This window comes from Yersinia sp. Marseille-Q5920 (assembly GCF_946902935.1).
Lineage (GTDB): Bacteria > Pseudomonadota > Gammaproteobacteria > Enterobacterales > Enterobacteriaceae > Yersinia > Yersinia rochesterensis.
The window spans coordinates 390,140-413,895 of sequence record NZ_CAMPQA010000001.1; the positions used below are offsets into that span (position 1 = coordinate 390,140).

Genomic DNA, 23,756 nt, shown 5'->3' on the forward strand with positions numbered 1-23,756 from the left:
CTAAAGCCCCCATAGCAATACTGACACCATCCCAACCCATTGGATGGTGTCATGCAAATCTCCCTATCACAGTTTCAACTTGCCGCTTCTTTATCGCCCACGCTGGCAGCGCGTTGGTATCCGCATATATTGTTGGCCATGAATGAATTCGGTATTGATACACCACGTCGACAGGCTGCATTTATCGCTCAGGTCGGGCATGAAAGCGCGGGTTTTAAAACGCTTACTGAGTCATTTAACTACAGCGTGGCGGGCTTAAAAGCCACCTTTAATACCCGTTTAACTGCGGATCAATGCGCGATGTTGGGCCGTCAGCCCGGTGAAACCGTTGTCCCTATTGAACGACAAAAAGCTATTGCCAACCTTGTTTACCACAAACGTTATGGTAATAACGCGCCCGGAGATGGCTGGAAATTCCGGGGCCGTGGCCTGAAACAAATCACATTCCTGGATAACTATTACCGTTGTGGCCATGCGTTAGAAATCGACCTTATCACTAACCCTGACCTGTTGTTGCAAGATGAGTATGCGGCACGTTCTGCTGGCTGGTTCTGGCACGTTAATAACTGCAACCCATATGCAGATAACGGTAGCTTTGTTCGCTTGACCAAAGTGATTAACGGTGGCAGCAATGGCCTGGCTGACCGTCAGGCTCGATTAGCCATTGCCGAGCGTGTCCTATGTCCATAATGAAAACCCTCAAAGAACTCATCACCAACCCCTCATCAGGGCGATTGTCGACGTCAGATACCACTCTGGTGGGGGCGTTTATCGTGTCCTCTCTCGCGCTACTGTGGGCCACCATTTTTGGCCAGTCCGGTGATATCTGGTTCGGTTTGTATCTGGCCGCATGGGTCACTCAAAGTCAGGCATCAAAACACCAGGCGCTCAAACGCGATAAGGAGGTCTCCAGTGCCACTTCTGCGGACGCTCCTTAAAACCTATTGGAAACCGCTGTTAGCGCTGCTTATTGTCGCCGCCGCAGGGTTTACACTGGCGGCACTGATTTACGGCAAGCAGCTTTCTAATGAGCGGCTGGCTTTTAGCCAGGCTAAAACCACCTGGGCAGAAGAAAAGGCGCAAGCCGCGAATGACGCCAGTGCCGCTTTGACTGCCGTGCTGGCACGTCAGAAAGCCGCTCAGCAGTTGGGCGATAAATTGTCTGCTGAGTTGCAGGCCGAAATAGACAAGCTCTATAGCGATAACCAGAGACTCAAGAGGCAAATCAATGATGCGACTCAACAAGATGGCGCTACCTATACTGGCCTTGGGCCTCACAGCCTGTGCGTCTACCAGTCAGCTCTCGGCTACCCCGATTGTGATCAGCGAGTGCAACCCACCGCCAGCGGTTCTGTACCAACTGCCAGTGAAACCCAGCCCACCCATAGCGGGCTACCACCAGAGGATATTCTCGCCCACGCCGCAGACTACGGGAAATGGTGCCAGCAATTAGAAACGCAATTAATACAAATCAATAAATATTATTCAGGCGGTGCCAAGTGACATTAGATCTCGGGTTCCAAATCTTATTGGGAATAGTTTCCGCTGTTTTTGGCCTTTGGGTAAAGGAATTACAAAAGGATATTTCTAATTTAGAGAAATCGGTTGAAACCATAAAAACCGATTATCAGCGGCGTGAAGATGCCAAAACAAACTTTGACCTCATGATGGCGACATTACGTGATGTCAGAATTGCCATTGATCGTATTGACGGAAAATTGGATAGGAAGGCAGACAAATGAAACCACGCCAAAAACGCCGGAGTAGACGTGTTAATGCCGTCAACAGTGAAGTTAATGCGCTGAAAAAAATCAGCACCCAATTAGATCAGCTTTTTATTCCAGGACAGGACTTGGAGATATTAGCTGACATCAATTTAAAACTTGATCGGATAGAAACCAATATGACGACCATTCAGGTCGAAGCGACGCGCCGTGGTGCGGTAGCCGGAGCCATTGCCGGTGGTCTATCCGGGGGGCTTATCGCGACGGCTATCGTGCTTATTAAAGCCCGTTTGGGGCTGTAACGATGGCGCATCCGCAGGAAACACGGGACAGACTGCGTAGGTCGTATATTTTCGGCCAGATGTCGCTGGAAATCGCTGCCGCACAAGCGGGTGTGTCATTTGTCACTGCTCGCCGCTGGAAAAAAGAGGCACAGGATAGCGGTGATGATTGGGACAAATTACGGGCAGCTCACGTTATTGCCGGTGGTGGACTGGAGGATATTGGCCGGGCTGTTCTTACCGGGTTAGTCACGCAGTACCAGACCACCCTGGAACAACTCAACTGTAATTCAGACCTCCCGGCACAACAGCGGGTCGAACTGTTGGCCAGTCTGGCTGATGCGTTTAATAAAGCGATATCTGCCAGCAAGAAGATATTGCCGGAAACCAGTCAACTGGCCATTGCGCTGGATGTTCTTCAGAAACTCAGCATCTTTATTTCTGAGAAGCATCCCCAGCATTTAGCAGCATTCGTTGAGATATTAGAGCCTTTTGGTGATGAAGTGGAGAAACACTATGGGTAAGTATGACTGGCGTGCGTTATTAACTCACGCCCATAAAAACGCATTCAGTATCGCGGTTAATAGCAGTTTAAACATGGACTCAGACAGCATTAAGGAAGGTCATTCTGTTGCGCTCAGTGGAGATCAATCCTATGCGCCGTGGTCACGTGAGATGAAAAACAAGCTGCATGAACTGATTGAGACAAACGATATTGAGGGCCTGCAAAATGCCCTCAATAGTTCTTCTACAGGCTTATAACTTAACGCCTAGTGCCGTAGCCAGCTTATGAAGCAGGCTGGGTGTATTTTCATAATCGGTTGTACCGACCACGGTACCGCATGAATTGCACTGTATGAACATTATTTTAAAGCGTGCGTTAGCCACTTCTTTTTCGACCAGTTCGAATCGGGTGCTTTCGCATTTGGGGCATCGAGACAAAGCCATTTATCAGTTCCTTTAAAATTTTGATTCGGAGTTTAAAAAAGTAACAAATCAACATTGTTTTTCATAGGGGTATACGTGGTTAAAAAATTCACCGCGCGTGACTTTGCCAGCGAACTGGCAGACCTCGCCGCCAGCCTGCGCAGAACCATTGAGGCCGAGGATGTGGGTTTTGACCCCTCGGCGGTAGCTATTGCTGAGCGTCACCAGCAGGTAAAAAACCCAGTGACGGGCTATGAGTTCTTTATCGAGAACTATTTCCCGCATTATGTGCGCCATAAAGATAAGAGCGAACTGCATAAATATCTGTTCAGTCGTCTGCCTGAAATTGTCGCCAGTCCCAAAGGCGAGAACGATGCCATTGCCGCCCCGCGTGGTGAAGCCAAATCCACGCTGGTCAGTCAGCTCTTTGTCCTGTGGACAATCATCTGTGGCATCAAGCATTACCCGGTCATCGTAATGGACTCCATTGACCAGGCTTATCCGATGCTTGAAGCTATCAAGGCGGAACTGGTGTACAACCCGCGTCTGTTGATGGACTTCCCTGATGTTTGTGGCGCGGGTCGCGTGTGGCAGATGGGGACTATCCTGACCCGTAACGATATTAAAGTTCAGGTGGCCGGTTCCGGTAAGAAACTCCGTGGTTTGCGTCATGGGCCATACCGTCCTGATCTGGTGGTACTGGATGACATCGAGAATGACGAGCAAGTCCGCAGCCCGGAGCAGCGCGAGAAGCTGGAAAACTGGCTGAAGAAGACCGTGTTACCGCTGGGAACGGCGGGCGGAAAGCTCGATGTGATCTACATCGGGACTATCCTGCACTATGATTCCGTCCTTTCCCGCACCCTCAAAAATCCGCTGTGGCGCGTCGCCCGCTTTAAGGCCCTGATTCGTTGGCCAGACAACATGTCGCTGTGGGAGAAATGGGAAGAGATCCTGCGCAACAACGGGTCAGATGGCGAGATGCTGGCCAATGCCTACTACCAGCAACACCGCGCAGAGATGGACGAAGGGGCCATTGTGTCCTGGTCAGCCCGTCCTATCCTCGCCTTGATGCTTATCCGTGCGCGTGATGGCCATGCCACCTTTGATGCGGAATATCAGAATGATCCGGTCAGTGGTGAAGATGCGATCTTTGCCGGTGAAGGTGTGTTTCACTTTTGGGTTAACCGACTTGCCGAGTGGGTTTTCTTCGGGGCTTGTGACCCTAGCCTGGGTAAACAGGGTGCCAGCCGCGACCCCTCGGCCTTATTGGTCGGCGGCTTTAACCGCCACACGGGGATTCTTGACGTGGTCGAGGCAGCCATCCGCAAACGGGTGCCGGATAAGATAATCTCGGACATTATCGAGTTGCAGAAGGTTTATCGCTGCCTGGTATGGAGCATTGAAACCGTGCAGTTTCAGGAGTTCTTGCGTACCGAACTCATCAAACGTTCAGCCATCGCCGGTGTGCCGGTGCCAGCCCGTGCCGTTATTCCTCACACCGATAAACTGTTGCGTATCGAATCATTACAGCCGCACATGGTGAATGGTTTGATCCGCCTGCACGCCAGCCAGACCACGTTGATTGAACAATTACGTCATTTCCCCAAAGCCGATCATGATGATGGCCCGGACGCCCTGCACATGTTGTGGGCGCTGGCTGTTTCCGGTGCGGGTCACTTTGAATTTACGCCGGTGCCGCGTAGCCGAGATAATGATCGCGGTAGTCGGTTCGGCTCGGGAGGTTGGTAGTATGGGACAAATCGTTGACCAGTATGGTCGTCCGCTTAAGCGTGAAGTACTGAAAGAATCCCAGACATCACGCGTCGCACAGCTTAACCGCCAGTGGCCAATGCACCCGTCCAAAGGGCTGAGTATTCGCAAATTGCCCCATATTCTTGAGGCCGCAGAACGGGGCGACCTGTCCGCGCAGGCGGATTTGTTTGAGGATATGTTGGAGCGTGACGGGCATATTTTCTCGGAGATGGCCAAGCGCAAGAATGCCTTGTTGACGCTGGACTGGAGCATTGAGCCACCGGAAAATGCGACTGCTGCCGAAAAAGAACTGGCGGTGGTGGTTTCTTCCTGGCTGAAATCCATCCCCGATATGGAAGATATCATTCTCAATGCGGCTGACGCCATTGGTCATGGTTTTGCCGCGCAGGAAATTGAGACCTGGGAGCTGGAGGAAAATGTCTGGTTACCCACCAAAGTGGTGTTGCGGCCTCATCGCTGGTTCAGTACCACCCCGGAAACCAACGACGAAATTCGCCTCAATGATGGCACGTTCCAGGGTTCTGAGCTCTGGCCGTTCGGCTGGCTGGTGCATACGCATAACGCGAAGCCCGGGTTTATTGCTCAGTCCGGTCTATACCGCGTGTTGGTCTGGCCTTATCTGTTTAAAAACTATGCCTTACGTGATATGGCCGAATTTCTGGAAATTTACGGACTGCCGTTGCGTGTCGGTAAATACATGCCAGGAGCCACTGAACAAGAAAAAGATTCTTTGCTTCATGCGCTAGTGACATTGGGCCATGATGCGGCGGGTATCATTCCTGATGGCAGTTCGATTGAGTTTGAGTCTGCGGCCGTTGGTCAGTCTGACCCGTTCCAGGCGATGATTGATTGGGCGGAGCGCACCGAATCCAAAGTTATCCTGGGTGCAACCCTCACCAGTCAGGCTGATGGCAAATCCTCAACCAATGCACTGGGCAATGTCCATAACGATGTGCGCCATGACATTCTGGTCTCTGATGCCCGCCAACTTGAGGGATTCTTCCGGGGCTTTATTCGGATGTTATTGGCGCTCAATGGCAAAGAAGTTAGTGCACGCCGTCAGCCTAAGCTGGTGTTTGATACCCGTGATATTGAAGATATTAAAGTCTTCTCTGAAGGGGTGTCTAACTTAGTGAGCGCCGGTATGAAGACCATCCCGACATCGTGGATACATAAGAAGCTCGGCATTCCCGTGCCGCAGCAAGGCGAAGAGGTGCTGACCGCGCCAGAACCCGCGCCTATGTCAGCCAGTTTGTCTCTGGCATCCAAGTCGCAACAGTTTAAATCCTTTGCCGCATTGAGCGCGAACCCGGAAATTGATGACCCGGCGCAAGTGGTTCTGGATGAGGCGCAAACCGTGCCTGAAGCCATCAATCAGGCCATGGGAAAACTCGTTACACCGCTGGTTGCTGCGCTAAGTCAGGGCCAATCGCCTGACGAAGCTATCAATATCATCGCGGCCAGTTATCCGGCGCTGGATGATAATCAGCTCCAGCAGCTGCTGGCCCAGGCCATATTTGTCGCTGATATCTGGGGGCATCTCAATGCCGAAAGCTGATGTCAATCTGGCTCAGGCGATGACGCTCAAGCCAGAAGAGGCTATTCGCTACTTTGAATCCAAGGGCTACACCATCGGTTTCAACTGGCATGATGTTGAAGCTCGCGCCCATGCGACAGCGTTCACCGTGGCAGGGATATTGAAGCAAGATGTGCTGGAAGATGTTCGCCATAGCCTGAGTGACAGCCTGCGTAACGGCACCACCTTTGAGCAGTTCAAAAAACAACTTATCCCGGGGCTGGAGCAAAAGGGCTGGATGGGTAAAGGCTTGGTGGCCGACGCGGATGGCGTTCTGGAGGGCAAACAGCTCACCCCGCGCCGACTGAAAACCATCTTCCAGACCAATATGCAATCTGCCTATAACGCGGGTCGCTATGAAGAGCAGCTTGCCAATGCCGAGTTTCGCCCCTATTGGGAGCGGATTGCGGTCATGGACAGGCTAACCCGCCCCAAACATGCCGCGTTAAATGGCTTTACTGCCCGTTATGACGACCCAGTCTGGCAGTTTATGTATCCGCCAGATGGCTACCGTTGCCGCTGCCGCGTTCGGGCGCGTTCTGAGGCGGATATCAGCCGCCACAGCATCACCGTGCAATCCAGCCAAGACCGGATTGAGACGGTGCAGCAGGCGTGGGGGCCAAATGATACGCGCTCAGTTCAGGCTTTTCGTATCAATGGCGAACTGTATACACCGGATGCGGGCTTTGGTCACAATCCGGGTCAGGGTAATTTGTCCGCACTGGGACAACGGCTGATGGATAAATCGGCGGTGGCGTCTCCGCGCCTGGCATCCCTCGCCGTCAAAGAGACCCTGAGCGATAACACGCTGTTAAATGCCGTTAAAACCGATGTTAAACGCTGGGTCAATCAGGTGTCACTCCAGCCAAAACCCAAAGGCTCATTGCGTCATCTTGGTGCTATTGAACCCGAGACCCTCACCAAGCTTGAGATGCGCGGGCAAGCGCCTGGCTCTGTGACTTTAACGGCGTTTGATAATGCGGTACTGGATGCGCCAGGGCCGTTATGGGCGGAGTTGCCGGAACTGTTGCAACGTCCGGTGGCGACATTGCTCGATGATGAGCAACTGGTCTACATCGTTCGCCAGGGAAAAAATGACTATGGCGTGACCGTTCCGCTCAGCGCCGGGAATACCGGTCTGGCGGTCAAGCTGATGCACAAAGGCGCGGTGCTGTCTGAGGCTCAACGCAATGAGCTGGCTAACCTCACAGTGCTGGCGGGGAGTCTGTGATGGGTATCGGTATCAAGTTCAATGTGACTGATTTTGAGCGCTCCCTGGGTGAGCTTATCAGCAAGCTGGAACACCGGGGGCCGTTGATGCGTGAACTGGCGGCAGCAATGGGAGACGCTGTTGAAGAGAACTTTAAAAATCAGGGTCGACCCGCGTGGATGGGATGGAGTCCGGCCTATGCCAAGAAACGCGCCGGTGGTCAGATTCTACAGTTATCGGGACGACTGGCGGCGAGCATCGTCTCAGAAAGTGATAATGACAGCGCCAGTGTCGGCAGCAATGTGGCTTATGCGGCTATTCACCAGTTTGGCGGTGAAATCAAACGTAAGGCCCGCCAGCAGGATATGCATTTCAAACAGCATAAAAATGGTGAAGTCGGTAACCGGTTCGTCAAAAAGTCAAAGTCCAATTTTGTGCAAACGGCGGCGGTGGGTGCTCACACAATCAAGATGCCTGCACGTCCTTTTCTGCATCTGACGGAGCAGGATGTGGAAGCCATGGAAAATACTGGTTTAGACTACTTTCGCCGTGTTATTGATTCGTAACCGTAAACGTCCTGTAATCGACGCAGGGCGTTTTAATCGTTTACTGACACTCTCGCCGGACTTTACCCCTCTTAATCGCACTACCGAGTTTTTAAATCGTGTTTAAAAATGGGTTAACGCCATTGCTAATGTGCTGAGTGAAGTGGCAAGATGATCCGCGCGTTATCCCTCGATGTAATCCACTGAACCCCTTCCACTGAATACCCTTTTAACGGCCCCGTATTCTCGGTGGCATAAAAACATTATTCGCCGCTCTGGCAATCGAAATCACAAAAGCGACCCACGGAACCATCCAGCTCTTTCCCGCTGGTGAATTCCGGGCGGTAGATGGTCGCCCTGAAGAATGTGATCACTGGGTGATGAACGCTGAGATTGCACAGCGGCTCATTGATGCGGCCAATGCCAAGTTAACCCCCTACGTCATTGATTACGAACACCAGACATTAAGAGCCATCAAAAATGGTCAGCCCGCCCCCGCAGCGGGTTGGTTTAAAAAGCTCGAATGGCGAGGGAATGATGGTCTGTTTGCGGTCGATGTCGAATGGACTAACGCCGCTGCGGAGATGATCCTCGCCGGAGAATACCGCTTTATTTCCCCTGTTTTTAACTACAGCAAATCCGGTCATGTGCTGCAAATACTTCATGCAGCACTGACTAACACACCGGCTCTGGATGATATGGATGAGGTGATGTTAGCCGCCGCATCCGTCCTGGCCATCAACTCAACCTCTGAGGGTAACGCCGGAATGGACGAACTACTCGAACAATTGCGCTGGATGCTTAATCTGCCGCTCTCTACCACCCAAGAAGAAGTCATGGCTGAACTGATGAAGCTGATTAAGCGTCTTTCAAATGATGAAGGAACAGCAGCTGCGTCGGTGAACTTGCTCCAAATGCTTGACCAACATGATACACAAATTGCCGCGTTGACCGCACAGGTCACCACGCCAGACCCGGTTAAATGGGTGTCTGTCGATGTGATGCACCAGGCCGTCAGTGAAGCGGTCACTCAGGCTCAAGCCAATATAGCTGCATTGGCCAGTCAGCAGTGTGATGGACTGATTACCGCCGCACTCTCTGACGGGCGATTGCTTCCGGCTCAGAAAGCCTGGGCAGAGTCACTGGCCAAGGCTAACCCGGATAGCCTGAAAAGCTTCCTGGATAAAGCGCCCAAGATTGCCGCACTCACCCAAACCCAGACGGGAGGCACGCCGCCAGCAGGTTCACCGCCAGCGGCCCGTGAGGAAGATGACGGTGAAGTGGATATGGCTATCTGCTCGCTTCTCGGAACCGACCCGAAACAAATCGCCGAGTTTATTAAAGGAGAGAAAAAATGAGAGACCGCAATACGCCCTGGCGTGATGGTGAGTTGTCGCCTGTCCCGATTGCCCAGAAAACTGAAATCTTTGGTGGCCACATCATTGGTGCCAATGCTGCGGGTTTCGCGGTGATGGCATCGGCAGTGGCAACACAGGTGACTCTGGGCGTTTCAGATGGCTATGTCGATAACCTTGCTGGCGCTAATGGCGATGCTGACGCCCTCGTTCGCCGTGGTAAAGCCTGGTGTTTTGCCAATTTTGCGGGCGATGCCGTGACACAATCTGATATCGGCAAGGATTGTTACGTTGCGGACAGCCAGACGGTTGCTAAGAGTGATGGTGAAGATGCCCGCCCTGTCGCGGGTAAAGTGATCATCGTTGATTCTGACGGTGTTTGGGTTCTGATTTAAGGAGTAATACCGTGCTTGTAAACTTTAAGAACGTTAAACAGATCTTCGTCAATCTGAAAGCCACTTTTCAGAATGCCTTTGATCAGACCCCAAGCGACTGGCAAAAAGTCGCCATGCTGGTGCCGTCAACCAGCGGGCAAAACGACTATAGCTGGTTGAGTCGCTTCCCAAAAATGCGCAAGTGGATTGGTGACAAGGTCGTTAAAGCCCTTGAAGCCTTTAACTACAGCGTCGTCAATGATGATTTTGAAGCCACAGTTGAAGTTGACCGTAATCATATTGAAGACGATCAACTGCTGGGCTATGCCCAACAAGCCTCTGCCGCTGGTCAGTCCGCCGCAGAGTTGCCTTCCGACATTGTCTTTGCTCTGTTGAGTGGCGGGTTCATCAACCTTTGCTATGACGGCCAACCCTTCTTTGATACTGACCACCCAGTACGAGGGGTATCCGTTTCAAATAAAGGCACCAAGCGGTTGTCAGCGGCTACCCTTGCCGCAGCCCAAGCCAGCTACGGTGCCGCTCGTACCGCGATGCGCGGCTTCAAAGATGAGGAAGGCTCTTCACTCAAAATTCGCCCAACCATCCTAGTTGTCCCCCCTGCGTTAGAAGATGTCGCTAACTATCTGATGACGGCGGACAGGTTCCCTGATAACACGCCCAATACCTACAAAGGGACGGCGGAAGTTTTAGTGGTGCCAGAGTTAGTCTCAGACACCGCGTGGTTTCTTCTGGACACCACACGCCCAGTTAAACCGCTTATCTATCAAGAGCGTAAAAAACCGGTGTTCGTTGAACAAACGGACTATGACAGCGATAACGTCTTCATGCGCAAGAAGTTTCTGTTTGGTGCTGAAGCACGTGCTGCGGGCGGTTATGGTTTCTGGCAGATGGCGTTTGGCTCGACTGGGGAGACTGCATAATGTCGATTCAAATCACTGCAAAACGGGATGGCTTTCGCCGCTGTGGCATGGCCCACAGCGATAAAACCCAGACTTACGCTGATGACCACTTTAGTCCCTCGGTTCTCGCTGAGCTCAAGGCTGAGCCCATGCTGGTTGTGTCGCATGTGACTGATGGCCAGTCAGCGAATACAGACCAAAGCGAGGCCTTAGGCCAGATTATAGAGTTAAAGGGCAGCGTTATAACGCTACAGGCCCGTAATTGGGAACTGGAAAACAGCCTGCAACAGCTTTCGAAAGATGCTGATGCGTTGAAGTCAGATAATGAGCGTGCTAACGCCACCATTGCCGACCAGTTGCAGGAAATAGACGCTCTCAACGCGCAGATTGCCAGCCTGACGCCTGCTCCTGATGCGGCGTCCAAAGAGCCCGAAAGCACTAAACCTGCCAAAACGACTAAATAAGGTAACGCGCCATGTATGCGACTCGTCAAAATATGGTTGATGCATTCGGTGAGAAAGAATGTGTCGCCCTTACAGACCGCAATTTCAGTGGACAGATTGATGACCATGTGATGGTCGTCAAGTTGACACAAGCCAGCGCTGAGATTGACGGTTATCTGGCGGGTCGCTATCCAACCCCTTGGCCAGATACCCCCGGTATTTTGGTGGGCCGGTGCTGTGATATCGCTCGTTACTTGCTGTGCGGGGCCGGAACCCAAAGCACTGACGAAATTCGCGAACGTTATGAGGATGCTATCCGTTACTTGGAGCGTGTTGCTGCTGGACAAATTACCCTGGGTAAATTGCCTAACGGGGAAGTGGTCGAATCCAGCCCGCGTATTCGCTTCTCCTCTGCGGGTCGTAACTTTGGCCGAGATTCGACCAATGGGGGTGCATTTTGATTATTGCACTCACTGAAAAAGCCATTTGTGAACGGTTACGTCAGGGTATGGGCCGCATGGTTCAAGGCGTCCACTCCTACGGGGGCGAAATGGACGCAGAACCCGCCGACGTGATCCGCCGCTTACCGGGAGTCTGGGTGACGTTCGGCGGTATCCAGAAGACTGAGAATACAAGTATCACTAAACGCAAATATAAAACCTATGGGCGTTTTGTGGTGATTGTGGGTGAACGCAACGTGCGTAGCGAGGAAGCCACCCGTCAGGGTGGCCCCGGACTGGCGGAGGTTGGCACCTATAAAATGGTCGAGGCCGTGCGCCGTTTGTTATCCGGCCAGGACTTGGGGCTCGGGATTGCGCATTTGGTGCCTGGGCGCGTTCGTACCTTGTTTAACACTAAAGTGGGTGATGCAGCATTGTCCGTTTTCGCCTGTGAGTTCGACACTTACTGGGTTGAGGAGGCGCTGGAGAATGGCTTATTCCCTGATGTTAGCCCGCCTGCTGATTCCATTGACACTATCTTTAACGGCTATCTGGGTAACCGAAGTGGGCCGGAAGCTGACTGGCTTACCACTCATCTCCGTTATGACATCCCGCAGACTACGCGCTCGCCGGATGCTGAGGACATTATTTATCATGACCATACTGAAAGTTAACGCGGTTAAAGGGGTTCGTGTTCCCTATCAACACAACGCCCGAAAATACATTGAAGGCGACCCGGTAGATGTTCCCAATACCGCCTACTACCTGCGCCAAATCGCCGCCGGTGACCTGATTGTCGTGGCGGATACGAAAGTTGTCGTTGCGACTGAAGATGCGCCGGTAACAGAGACCGCCGTTGATGCAGTTGAACTGAAAGCCAAAACCAAAGTGGAGGCATCCCGTGGCCAGTCCTAATGTCGCATTTGATAACATCCCGTCGAGCATCCGCAAACCGGGTAAATACTTTGAATTCAATACCCGGCTGGCGGTGCGGACGTTGCCGGGTAACCCGCAGTTGGTTTTGATTATTGGTCAGATGTTATCCACTGGTAGCGCATTACCGCTTGTCGCCACCAGTGTGTTTTCGGATACGCAGGCGGCTGAATTGTTTGGTTATGGCTCGCTGGCACATTTGATGGCCATCGATGCGATTACCAGCAATCGCAATCTACAGTTGCAGATTATCGGTGTGCCGGATGCCACAGCTGGTCAGACCGCCCAAGGCACTTTAACACTGACAGGCACCGCATCAACCAGTGGCGTGGTCAGTTTGTGGGTCGGTGATATCCGTATCGATACTGCCGTCGCGGCAACCGATACCCCGGAGATGATTGCCAGCAACCTGATTGCCACTATGGCCAGTCAAACAGCATTGCCCGTGAGTGCGGAAGCTGAAGCGGGGGTTATCACACTGACTTGCCGCCATAAAGGTGCGCTGGGTAATGATATCCGGTTACGGGCTCAATCAACGGCGCGAGGTGTCACCACGGCGGTGACAGCCATGTCCGGTGGGGAAGTCGATCCCGATATTGCCCCGGTGTTAGCAGCTGTCTTTGCTGCTGGCCATAACATTATTGTTTGCCCGTATTCCACGACTGACGCGTTAACCACGCTACGCCAACACCTTGATGATGTGAGCGGGCCGCTGGAGCAACGAGGGGCTATTGGCGTAGCGGGCTGGCCTAAGTCGTTGTCTACTGGCACTACATTGAGCGGTGATATCAACGATGGGCGCGTGACCTTGGGCTGGCATAACGGCTCGGTAAAATTACCGGGCCAAATTGCGGCAGCTTACGCGGCGGTGATTGCCAGCGAAGAAGACCCGGCGCGGCCACTCAATACGCTGGTGATGAGCAGTCTGGATGTGACCGCACTGGCTGACCGGCCTGGGCGCAATGAGCAAGAAAACGCACTTCATAATGGGTTAACCCCGTTTGAGGTTGGCCCCGGCAACACCGTGCAAATCGTCCGCGCTATCAGCACTTATACCGAGAACCTCGCCGGTACGTCGGATGTGGCACTACTGGATATCACCACCATTCGTACGCTGGATTATGTGCGTAAAGCCTGTCGTGAGCGTATCGATTTACGCTTCCCTCGCGACAAGCTGAATGCCAGGACGGGGCCAAAGGTACGCAGTGAATTGCTCGACGTACTGCTCAAACTGGAAGAGTTGGAGATAGTCGAAGAAGTCAGCGCGAATAAATCCGGTCTGATTGTTGAGCACGACTCTCAGGACGTTAACCGGCTTAATGCGGCAATCCCCGTTGATATTGTTAATGGCCTGCATGTGTTTGCTGGCCGTATTGACCTCTTACTGTAAGGAGCCATCACATGGCAGCAGAAGAATATATTGGCTCAATCGTGTTGGAAATTGACGGTCGGGAAATTGAAGTTACTTCTCTGAATGTCGACACCACTACGGGCCGCAAGCTGGTGAAAACCATGAATAAGACCGGGCGAGCTAAAGGTTTTAGTCGGGGTATTGCGGAATACAAACTCAGCCTGTCCGCTGTGATACCGCTGGATGGCGATATTGACTGGGATGCTATTGAGAACGCTAAGGTGACTGAATACCCGCTTTCTGGCAGTGGTGGTAAACGTATCAGTTACATTGACTGCTTCACGACAGAAACGGGTAAGAAATATACCGTCGACAATGAAGCAATTATTGATATCACCATGAATGCATTGCGTAAGGTAATTGAATAATGAGCGAAAAAGGCTTTTTAGTTTACGGGGTTGCTGTCGGTGATGTTATTCACCGTGATTTCACTATTCGGTTGCCGGTAGTCAAAGACACCATTACCGCATTAACCGACACGCAGGAATCACAAGGTACAACCGAAGGCCCGGCAGCACAGCTTTATTATAAAGTGGCGATTATTGCGTCAGCATTAATTAGCCTGGGCAATCTGACAAAAGAAGATATCACCACGGAATTATTATTGAATGAATTAACCGATGATGATTTCGATATTATTGATGCTCATATTGCCGAGATTAAAAAAAAGCGCTTGCCCGCGAAGAGCTCCTTGCCGGATACCGACTTATCACCCTCGCTCTCGGCAGATGTGGAGTCAGCGAACAACAAATAAGCGCGATGACCCATACGGAGTTGGATGCTCATCTCGACGCGTTAACCCGGCTGAATGGCAAGAAAACGTCAGCCGGAAATAACAAGACGACAACAACCCGACGGGTTAAATCCAAACGACAAAAGCGGGGACGATAAATGTCACGTGGACTCAATCTGGCGTTGACGTTATTCGCCCGCGATAACGCCTCTAAAGTGCTCAAAAAGACCCTGCAAGATACGGTGAAACAAACCACCGATGCAGCGAAAGCCTCTGAAAAGTTGGGTGATACCGATTCAAAGAGTGCTGAAAAGGGTATTAAAGCCTCCCGCAGTTTACAAGCTGAATTCAAGCGCCAGGCCACAGCTCGCTCTACATTGGGTGTGCGCTCTGAGCAGGATATTCAGCGCGAAATCCAACAAACCCAGGCCGCCTATAATCGTTTGACCCGCAGCGGTGTGATGTCTGCCAATGAGCAGGCCCGCGCATTCAGTACGATGACCGATAAAGTTAGTCGATTAAAAAATGAATTGAATGGAGCCAACCACAGCATGACTGGCTTGCAGCGGGCCAAAGTGCTGGGCTCAGGTGCGGCAGCGGTGGTGGGGGGTATTACCGCCGCCAGTGCGGTGTTGGCGCAACCGGTTCGTAACCAGATGAGTTATGACCGTCGCCTATCCATGATGGCGAATACAGCCTATGCAGAAAGAGGCGTTGAAGGCCGACTGGAGGGTAAAAAAGAACTGGGCGGTCTGGTCAGGAATGCAGTAACCGTCGGTGGTGGTACAAAAGAATCTGCTGCTGACACTTTGGACGCCATGCTAGCCTCGGGTGCGGTTAGTATGGATTCAGTCAAGGCGTTATTGCCTGTGATTCAGAAGTATGCCACTGCAACAGGCGCTGACCCCAAAGACCTGTCTAATATTGCTATCCGCTTAAAGCAGACCTTTGATGTTAAAGATGAGGATATCGGCAAAGCATTGAATATGGCTATTGTTGCAGGTCAAGAAGGTAGCTTTGAATTGGCTGATATGGCCAAGTATTTACCCGGGCAATTGGCATCAGCTTCAAGTGCAGGGATGCGGGGATTAGATGATTTTTCAACCCTGCTAGCATTGAATCAGACATCAGCCATTACTGCGGGCAATAGCGATGAAGCGGGCAATAACACGGCAAACCTGCTGGCTAAATTGAATAGCCGCGATACTTCCATGGCGTTGGCGAAAATAAAGTACAACGGTAAAGGTATTGACCTCCCCGGTTCTCTCGCTCATGCGAAAGACAAAGGCATTAATTCTGTTGACGCTTTTGTCGGTATTGTCGATAAGGTCGTTTCGGGTGATAAAAAGTATCAGGGATTACAGAATCAGCTCCGTAATACCAAAGGGGGTGAGCGCGCTCAAATATTAGAATCAATGGCTAAAATTCTGGAAGGTTCATCTGTTGGTAAAGTCATTGCCGATCAGCAGGCGCTCAAGGCACTCATTGGCTATCGCGCTAATAGAGATTATGCCAAAGACGTTGTCAAAAAGAGTAATGAGCAACGGAATTTAACAGCAGGTGAATCTGCTGGCGATATTAATTTCTCAGTGATGTCTAATGCCAATGATGTTAAAGCTGAACAGTTTAATAATGCGAAAGACTTTGCTGAGATGGATGCCATTAAACCGCTATCCGATATTCTGGGCTCATTATCTAAAAACTTAACCGATTATTCCCGTGAATATCCAGGGCTCACTACTGCTGTCGTCGGTGCCACCGACGGCATTAAAGCCATGGGAGCAGCGGCAGCGGCATTTGCTGGGCTCCGTTTTCTTATGGGAGGCATGGGCGGTGGTGGCGTACCGGGTACGGGCAGTGGCGGAATTAGCGCCCCCGGTACACTCGGTAAAATAGCGGGCAGCGGTATGGCTGTTTCGGCGTTGTATATCACCGCTGGTTCAGTCGCCATCTCTACCATGCAAGATGTATTGCGTGAAGATTTTGCCAAGAAAAATATGGCCGAGAAAGTGGACTCCATATCCACTGGCACCTCGGGCTATTCCTTTGTTGATTTTGCCTGGGCAATAGCTAAAGACAAATTCAGTAAAAAAGGTTCATCTATTTCTATCCCCTCCAATATTACGACGGGCGATGCGAACCCCTTTAATGCGCAAGCCAATAACCTTGCCGGTTTTGGTGTGCCGTCTTATCTGCTCGCGGGCCAGCAGGGACAAAAGAATCAGCCCATCCAGCTCACCACTAAATTGGAAGTTGATGGCCGAGTGTTGGCTGAAGTCGTCAATGATGTTAACGGTACGCAAGCCGTGCGCGGCCCAACAGGGAGCCCTCAATGAGCTGGTCAGATAGCATGTTAGATGCTTCATTTCGTGGGGTGAAATTTGATGTAATTAATACCCGCGATAGCTGGAGCCGTGACACCGCACAGCATGAGTACCCCTATATTGATGGGGCGGATGTTCAGGACATGGGCCGCAAAGCCCGTAACATCCGTTTATCTGCGCTGTTTTGGGGGGATGATTACGATAGCCGGTTGCAATCTTTTATTGCAGAGCTGGATAAGCGCGGCGCGGGTGAGTTGATCCACCCCATTTACGGCTCGATGCCAAATATGCAGGTCATCGAGTGCCAAGTTGGTCACGATGCCGAGAACGTCGACTATTGCACCGTTGAGTTGGTTTTCCTCGAGTCAAAAACAGGTAATCCCTTCTTCAGTCAGGACTATCCTACCGCCCAGGCCGATGTCATTTTTAATCAGGTACAGTCGCTGATGGATGCTGAGCAGAGCCTGATGGATAGCGCGCTGGCCCCATTGCGTGATGCTAAAAAGCTGATGTCAAAATCAAAGGCGTTGGCGTCTGCGGCCTTAAATATGCTGATTATCCTCCGTTCCGAGATAACCGGTTTTGTTGGGAATACCACCGACTTTGTGCAATACCCTGGCGCGTTTATGCGTGATTTACAAAGTGCTGTCAGCCTGACCTCACTGAATGTCAAAGGGAGCGGCGGTATCAGTAGTGGCGGAACCATCACTAGTGGCAGTCGTCGTATCAGCAGTGGCAGTGGTATTTCTGCGGCCGGCGTGATTAGCCAGACCAATGTCACGATGTCTGACTGGGGTGAATCCCATCGCCAGTTGACGGCCATTGCCAACATGCCCGCCGCTCTGGTATCCGGTGAAAAGTCTGCCCCGGTTGATATGCCTGCTGGGGTGTCTGCAGCAGACATTGCTGAGTTGATTGCCATGGTGACAATCGTTGTTGCAGGCGAGCTGGCGCAAGATGCCGCTGATATCTTCAGTGATGAAGATATCAATAGTCTGCTTTCTCCCATAGAGATTGAGCGCATTGCTAACGATACCCGCCAGTTTATCCAGGCAGCCATTGACCAACATCGGGCTCAGTATGCCGATGCGACGCAGGAAGTGAGTTCAAGCTCAACCCCTCTGGGTATCGCCTGGCAACCGGTGGTGGATGGGTTAAAAGATATCGCGTTGGCGGTGCAACAGCTGGCCACCAATATCATCACCACAAGGCCACCGCTTATTCAGCGTCAGGTCGATGGGGTCAGTAATCTGCATTTAGTGGCTCACCGTTGGTACGGTGACTATCGTCGTGCCGTTGAGTTGCAGCGTCTCAACCCTCAGTTGCGTAACCCGAACAACCTTAAACCGGGGGATATGCTCTATGCCTACGCCATCTGAGAAAGAGCAGGATAACCGCGTTAGCATTTTGATTAATGGCAAAGTCCATAGCGCGTGGAGTCGCTATCAGATTGATTCTGATTTCTTGATCCCCGCCGATGCCTGGTCTGTTTCGTTGGGTCTGCCTGATGGCGTATTTCCGCCCGGCATTACTCGCGGCGTCCCCGTTCAGGTCAAGGTCGGGGCTGATACCGTGATGGTGGGACGTATCGACAGCATCCAGCGAAACATTGCCCGCAAGCAATGCACCCTCTCATTGTCGGGTCGTGACGGCGCGGCCATTTTGGTGGATTGCGCCGCCCCAGTCTTTACCTCCCGCCAGTTGGGGCTGGAGGAAGTGATTGCCAATATCGTGCGGCCGTTGGGTATCACTAAGATTCGGATTAATGCCGAGAGCGCTATCCGCAATGATAAAGTCAGCATCGAGCCCGGCGAACGCGCCTGGGATGCATTAGTCCGTGCTGCCGCGGGCCGAGGCTTGTGGCCATGGTTTGAGCCAGATGGCACTTTAGTGGTGGGTGGCCCGGATTATACTACGTCCCCGGTGGCCACGTTGATTATGCGATTTGATGGCGAAGGTAATAATCTGCTGTCATTGAATGATAACTCGTCAATCAATAGCTCATTCTCCGAGCTTACTGTGTTGGCACAGGGGCATGGCCAGGGCTCCAAGTCCTCAACTGACTTGGGTATTGTTGACGTCGACAGCGCCAGCATCCAAAGCGTCGCCAGTGATGAGCCTGACGATGATGCCAATCAAGACGTTGGTACAGCCGAGACTGGCACTCATGGCCTAAAAGCCGTCATCAAAGACCCTACCGTGCCATATTATCGACCACAAATCATGGTTGTCGGTGACGCTGATAATCTGGATCAGGTGCGCTATCGCGGACGCAAGGCGATGGCGGATGCCTGTCTGGCAGGCTACAGCTTAACAGCAGTGGTTGCCGGTCACCGTAATTCTGATGGCGTATTGTGGGAGCCAGGCCAGCGTATTCATGTGCGCAGTGAACCCCATGCCATAGACGCCATTTTCTTTCTGATGGGGCGTGAGTTCGTGGGTGGCCGCGCCGAGGGTGAGACCACCACGTTACGCTTAAAAGAGGATGGGATCTGGATACCTGATGCTTTCCCGAAAAAGAAAAAAGGCCGGAAAAGAAAGACTAAAAAGAATAAAGAGCTGGGGATAGTCGATGTGGAATAATGTTGATAGTCGTATTTCAGCGGCTTTAAACCGCATTCGAAGAGCGTTTAGAGCGGTGTTAACTCGGGTTAATAGTGGCGGACAGGTTCAAACTGTCCAGGCGCGTGGACTGGCGGGAGAACGGTTGCAGGACAATGAATTGTTCCAGCACTACGGTTTCACGTCTAATCCTCTGCCCGGCACCATGGCGGTGATATTACCGCTCGGCGGCAATACTTCCCACGGTGTGATTATTGCTACCGAGCATGGTGCTTACCGGCTTGCCGGGCTTAAGTCTGGTGAAGTCGCTCTCTATACCGATGAGGGGGCTAAAATCGTTCTCAAACGTGGCCGCATCATTGATGTGGCATGTGATACCTATCGCGTGACTTGCAAGAACTACGAGGTCAACGCCGAGGAAAAGGCCGATTTTAATACCCCGATGGTGACCGCCAGTGAGCAGGTTACCGCTCAGGCTAAAATTACCGGCAATGGCGGCATGGCCATCAAGGGTGGCGCTGGAGCAACATTTGAGGGTAATATCGGGCAGCTTGATGGCAATTACGTCACCAATGGTGATGTGCAAGCAGGTAAAATTTCCCTGACCGGACATCATCATATCGACAGCGTGAGTGGCAACACTTCAGACGCCAAAGCCTAACCCACTGAACCTCTTCACCTGAATTTTCTTGCTCTGTGCCGCCATAGTGGCGGCATGGACATGCTAATTGACCCCTCAACCCGCGACTACACTGGCGAACGTATCAATACGCTGGCCAATGCCGTCTACCTGTGCCTGATGGTGCCGCTCGGTTCGTGGTGGGCCGATGTCACGCTAGGTTCACGTTTGCATGAACTGGCTCGCGAGAAAGATGTTCCCCGTGTTGCCACGCTGGCGCGTCAATATAGCGAACAAGCATTACAACGACTGATTGATGATGGCCGTGCAACTGTCATTACCGTGACAACCGCCAGGACAACACCCGGTTGGTTATTACTGCATATCGTCGTGGAAACCGCCTCCAATCAATCAGAAACGTTTCGCCATCCAGTGAGGGTTGCCTGATATGCCTCATATTACGCCTACCGTAGAAGTCGTCCGCGATAATATATTGCGAGATATACGCAATTTATTAGCAGATGCCGATATTTCACAAGACAGTGATTACTTTATTCGGGCTTCATCTGTGGCCAGTTGTGCGACGGGAATATATCAGGATCAAGGCTGGATTGTTCGTCAGATATTCCCGGATACCGCTGATATTGAGTTTCTGGAGTTGCATTGCCGGACACGGGGCGTCGTTCGCAAACCCGCGAATACTGCGACAGGCACAATTAATCTAACGGGTGAACCGGGTGCAACCGTTGCCAGCGGGCTCACCGTGACCCGCGACGCCCTCTCATTTGTAACCACTGAGCAGGAGACTATCGGACTTGATGGCAAATTAACTGTTACAGCCCAGTCTACCGTGCAGGGTTCAGCGGGAAATACCGCCCAACTGATGTCTGGCACATTATCGTCAACGCCCGATGGTGTAGATACAACGGTCATTATTGGCCTCATGCGCGGTGGCACTGACCCCGAAAGCCCGGAAGACCTGCTGGCCCGTCTGCTGGATATCATCCGTCGCCCGCCAGCAGGTGGTAATAAATATGACTACAAACGCTGGGCGCTGGAAATCCCCGGCGTAACAGCGGCGTATGTCTATCCGTTACGCCGGGGACTGGGGACGGTTGATATTGTTATCACCTCCGCTGATGGCTTGCCCTCAGAAGCCATTATTGCTGCAACACAAGCTCACATTGATGACGTTCGTCCGGTGACCGCAAAAAGTTCACTCGTTATGTCTCCGACGATTAAGACATTTGATATTGATGTCAAAGTGGCATTAAGCGGTATGACTTTAGATGTTGCCGCCACGCTAATTAAAGATACGTTAAATAATTATATAAACCGCCTTATACCGGGTGAAACATTTATTCGCAGTCAGGCTGAAATGTTGGTTTCTCTTATTACCGGCGTCACTGACCGAAAAATAATAACGCCTGCTAATAACGTTGTACCACAAGTTGATGGCTCTGTTGTTGAGTGGTTACGGGTCGGTGCAATTACGGTGTCCTTACTATGACATTCTCAACCTTATTGGGGTTGTTATTACCGCCTGTTGCATATGACGCTCAGCAGCCGAAAATCAATGCTGAAATTCAGGCCGAGGGTAACGCCCTTGATACAGCATCTATTCTCGCCAATGCCGTCCTAGGAGGCGTCACTCCCTTTTATGCCAACGACCTGTTGAGTGATTGGGAGCGCGTTCTGGACATCACGGCAGAGCCGGAAGCCAGTTATCAGCAACGCTTGCAAGTTGTTCTTATCAAACTGTCAGAGTCCGGCGGGCTCAGTATTCCTTATTTTAAACGCATTGCCGCGAGTGCGGGATATCAAATAACTATCGATGAATTAGAACCTTTCAGGGCGGGGATTAATCGCGCTGGGGACATGCTCATGACGCCAGAAATTATCTGGGTATGGCGCGTGAATGTGTTCGGTTCAAAGACCCAAACATTCCGGTTTAGAGCGGGCATATCGACAGCAGGCGAGCGTTTATCGTCATTCTCAGACACGGTGCTTGAAACCGTATTTAACAACCTTAAGCCTGCCCATACCTTTTGTTATTTCACGTACCAGGAGAGCTGATAATGAAAAATATCATGCCGCCAATTAATACCCCCGATAAATTATTTCATGACGGCAATCCGGCGACGGGTGAACAAGGGACGATTGTATCAGCCCTGTGGCTTAATGACGTTCAACGCGGGGTCATAAGCACTCAGCAAGAGCTGGCATCAGTATTAAGCCAGGCAGGAATAGCGATAGATGAGACGAAACAGAATCAATTATTAACGGCAATTCAGAAATTAATTGTCACGGGGAATGATGGCTACCTTAAAGCCGCAGGTTATCTCGGCGAAATTAAAGCGTTAGGCGCGGGGGCGGTCGCGACAACGCTTTCAAATATCGGTGCGTTACCTGTTGGCGGCACTGCTGTAGCAGCAACAAAACTGGCCACTGCTCGTACTATTGCGGGTAAGTCGTTCGATGGGACGGCAAACATTGCTATTGCTGCGTCAGATGTTGGTGCCTTAGCGTCAAACGGCACCGCCGCCGCTGCAACAAAACTGGCCACTGCTCGTACTATTGCGGGTAAGTCGTTTGATGGGACAGCGAATATATCAATTGGTGCTGATGATGTTGGGGCATTACCCATCGCTGGCGGAACACTGACTGGGCCGTTAGCAATCAACGGCACACATAGTGAGCCGTTGGGGCCAGGCGGATACAGAAGTTGTCTCTTGACCCCGGCAAATGGCGGCATCACAAACCCAGGCGGCGCAGGTATTGGATTGCATTCAAGCGGAGTAATTTACTTTTGGAATGACAATTCAGGTTACGCTGCAGATTTGAGTCCAACGTTAATGTCATTCAGACGGCCAATATCATCAACAGGCGCAATATCGCCCGGTGACTATTCAAATTTTGACGCAAGATATTCTAAGTTCGGTGTCGGTCAGGCATGGACGGATGTGCTGTCAGGCCGTGTGTCCGGGACGTGGTATACGAATAATACGGGCAAAGCGATAATGGTCTCCGTCACAACAGACTATGGGCCAAATGCGGCGTTAAATTGTCAGACTGGCTCTGCTGGCACGATTGCTTACCCACGCGGCGGTGGTTCAGAGTACATACAGCACAATGCGACATTTATCGTGGTGCCGGGCGATACATATCGTGTCACTGCTGCTGGAACCATTGGGATTTGGAAGGAGTTGAGATAATGAAATACTACAAAGATAAGAAAAATGAAGTGTATGCGTATGAAGATGATTGCGCAGATAAGTTTATTAAAGAGGGGCTTGTATCAATCACAGAAGAAGAAGCCATGCTGATGACTAACCCACCGCCAACTCCCGCCGAACTTATTCTGATAGCTCAGCAAAAAAAGGCAGAACTTATTGCACATGCATCAGAGGTTATTGACCCGCTTCGTGACGCAAAAGACGGCGGTTATATTGATGATGAAGACATTCCGCGTCTGGCTGCATGGCAAAAATATCGTTATGAGCTGACTAAAGTGGATCCTTCAAAACATGAGTGGCCTGAATTGCCTAACTAATATTTAAAATAAACATTGTAAATAAAATCACTTCTAGAAGAGCTGCGAAT

30 protein-coding genes are annotated in these 23,756 nt (G+C 51.5%); all 30 read left to right on the plus strand.

Annotated features, from left to right (window positions below):
* Positions 1 to 57 precede the first annotated feature (57 nt).
* The 30 genes from OVO64_RS01905 to OVO64_RS02050 all read left to right on the plus strand — a co-directional run bounded on the left by OVO64_RS01905 (position 58) and on the right by OVO64_RS02050 (position 23,706).
* Positions 58 to 690 carry a glycoside hydrolase family 19 protein gene (locus OVO64_RS01905; protein WP_099529225.1) on the plus strand — a complete coding sequence of 211 codons (633 nt, stop codon included), beginning with the start codon at positions 58 to 60 and terminating at the stop codon, positions 688 to 690.
* Positions 681 to 938, plus strand: a complete 258-nt coding sequence (locus OVO64_RS01910; protein WP_099529210.1) for a hypothetical protein — start codon at positions 681 to 683, stop codon at positions 936 to 938. Before OVO64_RS01905 ends, OVO64_RS01910 begins: the two co-directional genes overlap by 10 nt.
* On the plus strand, positions 913 to 1,503 hold the full coding sequence (locus OVO64_RS01915; RefSeq protein ID WP_267248566.1) for a hypothetical protein: 591 nt from the start codon (positions 913 to 915) through the stop codon (positions 1,501 to 1,503). The genes OVO64_RS01910 and OVO64_RS01915 overlap by 26 nt, the downstream gene beginning before the upstream one ends.
* On the plus strand, positions 1,500 to 1,742 hold the full coding sequence (locus tag OVO64_RS01920; RefSeq protein WP_012303398.1) for a hypothetical protein: 243 nt from the start codon (positions 1,500 to 1,502) through the stop codon (positions 1,740 to 1,742). Before OVO64_RS01915 ends, OVO64_RS01920 begins: the two co-directional genes overlap by 4 nt.
* Positions 1,739 to 2,026: a hypothetical protein gene (locus OVO64_RS01925; protein WP_267248567.1), complete on the plus strand. Its 288-nt coding sequence runs from the start codon at positions 1,739 to 1,741 to the stop codon at positions 2,024 to 2,026. The genes OVO64_RS01920 and OVO64_RS01925 overlap by 4 nt, the downstream gene beginning before the upstream one ends.
* 2 nt (positions 2,027 to 2,028) lie before the next feature.
* Positions 2,029 to 2,529, plus strand: a complete 501-nt coding sequence (locus OVO64_RS01930; RefSeq protein ID WP_267248568.1) for a DUF1804 family protein — start codon at positions 2,029 to 2,031, stop codon at positions 2,527 to 2,529.
* Positions 2,522 to 2,767, plus strand: a complete 246-nt coding sequence (locus OVO64_RS01935; protein WP_267248569.1) for a hypothetical protein — start codon at positions 2,522 to 2,524, stop codon at positions 2,765 to 2,767. The genes OVO64_RS01930 and OVO64_RS01935 overlap by 8 nt, the downstream gene beginning before the upstream one ends.
* A 261-nt stretch (positions 2,768 to 3,028) precedes the next feature.
* Entirely contained in the window at positions 3,029 to 4,684 is a 1,656-nt protein-coding gene (gene terL / locus OVO64_RS01940; RefSeq protein WP_267248570.1) for a phage terminase large subunit, read from the plus strand.
* 1 nt (position 4,685) lies between these two features.
* Positions 4,686 to 6,266 (plus strand): DUF935 domain-containing protein, encoded by a 1,581-nt coding sequence (locus OVO64_RS01945; RefSeq protein ID WP_099529143.1) that lies wholly within the window; start codon positions 4,686 to 4,688, stop codon positions 6,264 to 6,266.
* Positions 6,253 to 7,515, plus strand: coding sequence for a phage minor head protein (locus OVO64_RS01950; RefSeq protein WP_245835019.1), 1,263 nt, complete (start codon positions 6,253 to 6,255; stop codon positions 7,513 to 7,515). The genes OVO64_RS01945 and OVO64_RS01950 overlap by 14 nt, the downstream gene beginning before the upstream one ends.
* The gene (locus OVO64_RS01955) at positions 7,515 to 8,060 is read left to right on the plus strand and encodes a phage virion morphogenesis protein (RefSeq protein WP_099529142.1); all 546 of its coding nucleotides are present in this window, start codon (positions 7,515 to 7,517) and stop codon (positions 8,058 to 8,060) included. Before OVO64_RS01950 ends, OVO64_RS01955 begins: the two co-directional genes overlap by 1 nt.
* Before the next feature lie 233 nt (positions 8,061 to 8,293).
* The gene (locus OVO64_RS01960) at positions 8,294 to 9,397 is read left to right on the plus strand and encodes a phage protease (protein WP_267248605.1); all 1,104 of its coding nucleotides are present in this window, start codon (positions 8,294 to 8,296) and stop codon (positions 9,395 to 9,397) included.
* Positions 9,394 to 9,789 (plus strand): hypothetical protein, encoded by a 396-nt coding sequence (locus OVO64_RS01965; RefSeq protein ID WP_267248571.1) that lies wholly within the window; start codon positions 9,394 to 9,396, stop codon positions 9,787 to 9,789. The genes OVO64_RS01960 and OVO64_RS01965 overlap by 4 nt, the downstream gene beginning before the upstream one ends.
* A gap of 11 nt (positions 9,790 to 9,800) precedes the next feature.
* Positions 9,801 to 10,709 (plus strand): Mu-like prophage major head subunit gpT family protein, encoded by a 909-nt coding sequence (locus OVO64_RS01970; RefSeq protein ID WP_099529139.1) that lies wholly within the window; start codon positions 9,801 to 9,803, stop codon positions 10,707 to 10,709.
* Positions 10,709 to 11,152: an HI1506-related protein gene (locus OVO64_RS01975; protein WP_267248572.1), complete on the plus strand. Its 444-nt coding sequence runs from the start codon at positions 10,709 to 10,711 to the stop codon at positions 11,150 to 11,152. The genes OVO64_RS01970 and OVO64_RS01975 overlap by 1 nt, the downstream gene beginning before the upstream one ends.
* Positions 11,153 to 11,163: 11 nt before the next feature.
* On the plus strand, positions 11,164 to 11,592 hold the full coding sequence (locus tag OVO64_RS01980) for a gp436 family protein (RefSeq protein WP_267248573.1): 429 nt from the start codon (positions 11,164 to 11,166) through the stop codon (positions 11,590 to 11,592).
* Positions 11,589 to 12,245 (plus strand): DUF1834 family protein, encoded by a 657-nt coding sequence (locus OVO64_RS01985; protein WP_267248574.1) that lies wholly within the window; start codon positions 11,589 to 11,591, stop codon positions 12,243 to 12,245. Before OVO64_RS01980 ends, OVO64_RS01985 begins: the two co-directional genes overlap by 4 nt.
* Entirely contained in the window at positions 12,226 to 12,486 is a 261-nt protein-coding gene (locus OVO64_RS01990; RefSeq protein WP_099529135.1) for a DUF2635 domain-containing protein, read from the plus strand. Before OVO64_RS01985 ends, OVO64_RS01990 begins: the two co-directional genes overlap by 20 nt.
* On the plus strand, positions 12,473 to 13,894 hold the full coding sequence (locus OVO64_RS01995) for a phage tail sheath C-terminal domain-containing protein (RefSeq protein ID WP_267248575.1): 1,422 nt from the start codon (positions 12,473 to 12,475) through the stop codon (positions 13,892 to 13,894). Before OVO64_RS01990 ends, OVO64_RS01995 begins: the two co-directional genes overlap by 14 nt.
* Positions 13,895 to 13,905: 11 nt before the next feature.
* Entirely contained in the window at positions 13,906 to 14,283 is a 378-nt protein-coding gene (locus OVO64_RS02000; RefSeq protein WP_267248576.1) for a phage tail protein, read from the plus strand.
* Positions 14,283 to 14,669 carry a hypothetical protein gene (locus OVO64_RS02005; protein WP_267248577.1) on the plus strand — a complete coding sequence of 129 codons (387 nt, stop codon included), beginning with the start codon at positions 14,283 to 14,285 and terminating at the stop codon, positions 14,667 to 14,669. Before OVO64_RS02000 ends, OVO64_RS02005 begins: the two co-directional genes overlap by 1 nt.
* A gap of 137 nt (positions 14,670 to 14,806) precedes the next feature.
* The gene (locus OVO64_RS02010; protein ID WP_267248578.1) at positions 14,807 to 16,984 is read left to right on the plus strand and encodes a phage tail tape measure protein; all 2,178 of its coding nucleotides are present in this window, start codon (positions 14,807 to 14,809) and stop codon (positions 16,982 to 16,984) included.
* Positions 16,981 to 18,351, plus strand: a complete 1,371-nt coding sequence (locus OVO64_RS02015; RefSeq protein ID WP_267248579.1) for a DNA circularization protein — start codon at positions 16,981 to 16,983, stop codon at positions 18,349 to 18,351. The genes OVO64_RS02010 and OVO64_RS02015 overlap by 4 nt, the downstream gene beginning before the upstream one ends.
* Entirely contained in the window at positions 18,335 to 19,555 is a 1,221-nt protein-coding gene (locus OVO64_RS02020; protein ID WP_267248580.1) for a phage baseplate assembly protein, read from the plus strand. The genes OVO64_RS02015 and OVO64_RS02020 overlap by 17 nt, the downstream gene beginning before the upstream one ends.
* Positions 19,545 to 20,195 carry a phage baseplate assembly protein V gene (locus tag OVO64_RS02025; RefSeq protein ID WP_099529128.1) on the plus strand — a complete coding sequence of 217 codons (651 nt, stop codon included), beginning with the start codon at positions 19,545 to 19,547 and terminating at the stop codon, positions 20,193 to 20,195. The genes OVO64_RS02020 and OVO64_RS02025 overlap by 11 nt, the downstream gene beginning before the upstream one ends.
* Before the next feature lie 54 nt (positions 20,196 to 20,249).
* Positions 20,250 to 20,600, plus strand: a complete 351-nt coding sequence (locus OVO64_RS02030) for a phage GP46 family protein (protein ID WP_172439468.1) — start codon at positions 20,250 to 20,252, stop codon at positions 20,598 to 20,600.
* A gap of 1 nt (position 20,601) precedes the next feature.
* On the plus strand, positions 20,602 to 21,663 hold the full coding sequence (locus OVO64_RS02035; protein WP_267248581.1) for a baseplate J/gp47 family protein: 1,062 nt from the start codon (positions 20,602 to 20,604) through the stop codon (positions 21,661 to 21,663).
* Positions 21,660 to 22,229: a YmfQ family protein gene (locus OVO64_RS02040; protein WP_099529125.1), complete on the plus strand. Its 570-nt coding sequence runs from the start codon at positions 21,660 to 21,662 to the stop codon at positions 22,227 to 22,229. Before OVO64_RS02035 ends, OVO64_RS02040 begins: the two co-directional genes overlap by 4 nt.
* A gap of 2 nt (positions 22,230 to 22,231) precedes the next feature.
* On the plus strand, positions 22,232 to 23,368 hold the full coding sequence (locus OVO64_RS02045; protein ID WP_099529124.1) for a hypothetical protein: 1,137 nt from the start codon (positions 22,232 to 22,234) through the stop codon (positions 23,366 to 23,368).
* Complete coding sequence (locus OVO64_RS02050) at positions 23,368 to 23,706, plus strand: tail fiber assembly protein (RefSeq protein ID WP_099529123.1); 339 nt, start codon at positions 23,368 to 23,370, stop codon at positions 23,704 to 23,706. Before OVO64_RS02045 ends, OVO64_RS02050 begins: the two co-directional genes overlap by 1 nt.
* The last annotated feature ends 50 nt before the right edge of the window (positions 23,707 to 23,756 follow it).

Bases quoted from the DNA above. Each gene is read 5' to 3' on its own strand.
- OVO64_RS02025 (WP_099529128.1), top strand. From the start codon at position 19,545: ATGTGGAATAATGTTGATAGTCGTATTTCAGCGGCTTTAAACCGCATT.
- OVO64_RS02020 (WP_267248580.1), top strand. From the start codon at position 18,335: ATGCCTACGCCATCTGAGAAAGAGCAGGATAACCGCGTTAGCATTTTG.
- OVO64_RS02050 (WP_099529123.1), top strand. From the start codon at position 23,368: ATGAAATACTACAAAGATAAGAAAAATGAAGTGTATGCGTATGAAGAT.
- OVO64_RS02030 (WP_172439468.1), top strand. From the start codon at position 20,250: ATGGACATGCTAATTGACCCCTCAACCCGCGACTACACTGGCGAACGT.
- OVO64_RS01950 (WP_245835019.1), top strand. From the start codon at position 6,253: ATGCCGAAAGCTGATGTCAATCTGGCTCAGGCGATGACGCTCAAGCCA.
- OVO64_RS01910 (WP_099529210.1), top strand. From the start codon at position 681: ATGTCCATAATGAAAACCCTCAAAGAACTCATCACCAACCCCTCATCA.
- OVO64_RS01975 (WP_267248572.1), top strand. From the start codon at position 10,709: ATGTCGATTCAAATCACTGCAAAACGGGATGGCTTTCGCCGCTGTGGC.
- OVO64_RS01965 (WP_267248571.1), top strand. From the start codon at position 9,394: ATGAGAGACCGCAATACGCCCTGGCGTGATGGTGAGTTGTCGCCTGTC.
- OVO64_RS01935 (WP_267248569.1), top strand. From the start codon at position 2,522: ATGGGTAAGTATGACTGGCGTGCGTTATTAACTCACGCCCATAAAAAC.
- OVO64_RS02015 (WP_267248579.1), top strand. From the start codon at position 16,981: ATGAGCTGGTCAGATAGCATGTTAGATGCTTCATTTCGTGGGGTGAAA.
- OVO64_RS02040 (WP_099529125.1), top strand. From the start codon at position 21,660: ATGACATTCTCAACCTTATTGGGGTTGTTATTACCGCCTGTTGCATAT.
- OVO64_RS02000 (WP_267248576.1), top strand. From the start codon at position 13,906: ATGGCAGCAGAAGAATATATTGGCTCAATCGTGTTGGAAATTGACGGT.
- OVO64_RS01945 (WP_099529143.1), top strand. From the start codon at position 4,686: ATGGGACAAATCGTTGACCAGTATGGTCGTCCGCTTAAGCGTGAAGTA.
- OVO64_RS01930 (WP_267248568.1), top strand. From the start codon at position 2,029: ATGGCGCATCCGCAGGAAACACGGGACAGACTGCGTAGGTCGTATATT.
- OVO64_RS02045 (WP_099529124.1), top strand. From the start codon at position 22,232: ATGAAAAATATCATGCCGCCAATTAATACCCCCGATAAATTATTTCAT.
- OVO64_RS02035 (WP_267248581.1), top strand. From the start codon at position 20,602: ATGCCTCATATTACGCCTACCGTAGAAGTCGTCCGCGATAATATATTG.
- OVO64_RS01925 (WP_267248567.1), top strand. From the start codon at position 1,739: ATGAAACCACGCCAAAAACGCCGGAGTAGACGTGTTAATGCCGTCAAC.
- OVO64_RS02010 (WP_267248578.1), top strand. From the start codon at position 14,807: ATGTCACGTGGACTCAATCTGGCGTTGACGTTATTCGCCCGCGATAAC.
- OVO64_RS01955 (WP_099529142.1), top strand. From the start codon at position 7,515: ATGGGTATCGGTATCAAGTTCAATGTGACTGATTTTGAGCGCTCCCTG.
- OVO64_RS02005 (WP_267248577.1), top strand. From the start codon at position 14,283: ATGAGCGAAAAAGGCTTTTTAGTTTACGGGGTTGCTGTCGGTGATGTT.
- OVO64_RS01990 (WP_099529135.1), top strand. From the start codon at position 12,226: ATGACCATACTGAAAGTTAACGCGGTTAAAGGGGTTCGTGTTCCCTAT.
- OVO64_RS01980 (WP_267248573.1), top strand. From the start codon at position 11,164: ATGTATGCGACTCGTCAAAATATGGTTGATGCATTCGGTGAGAAAGAA.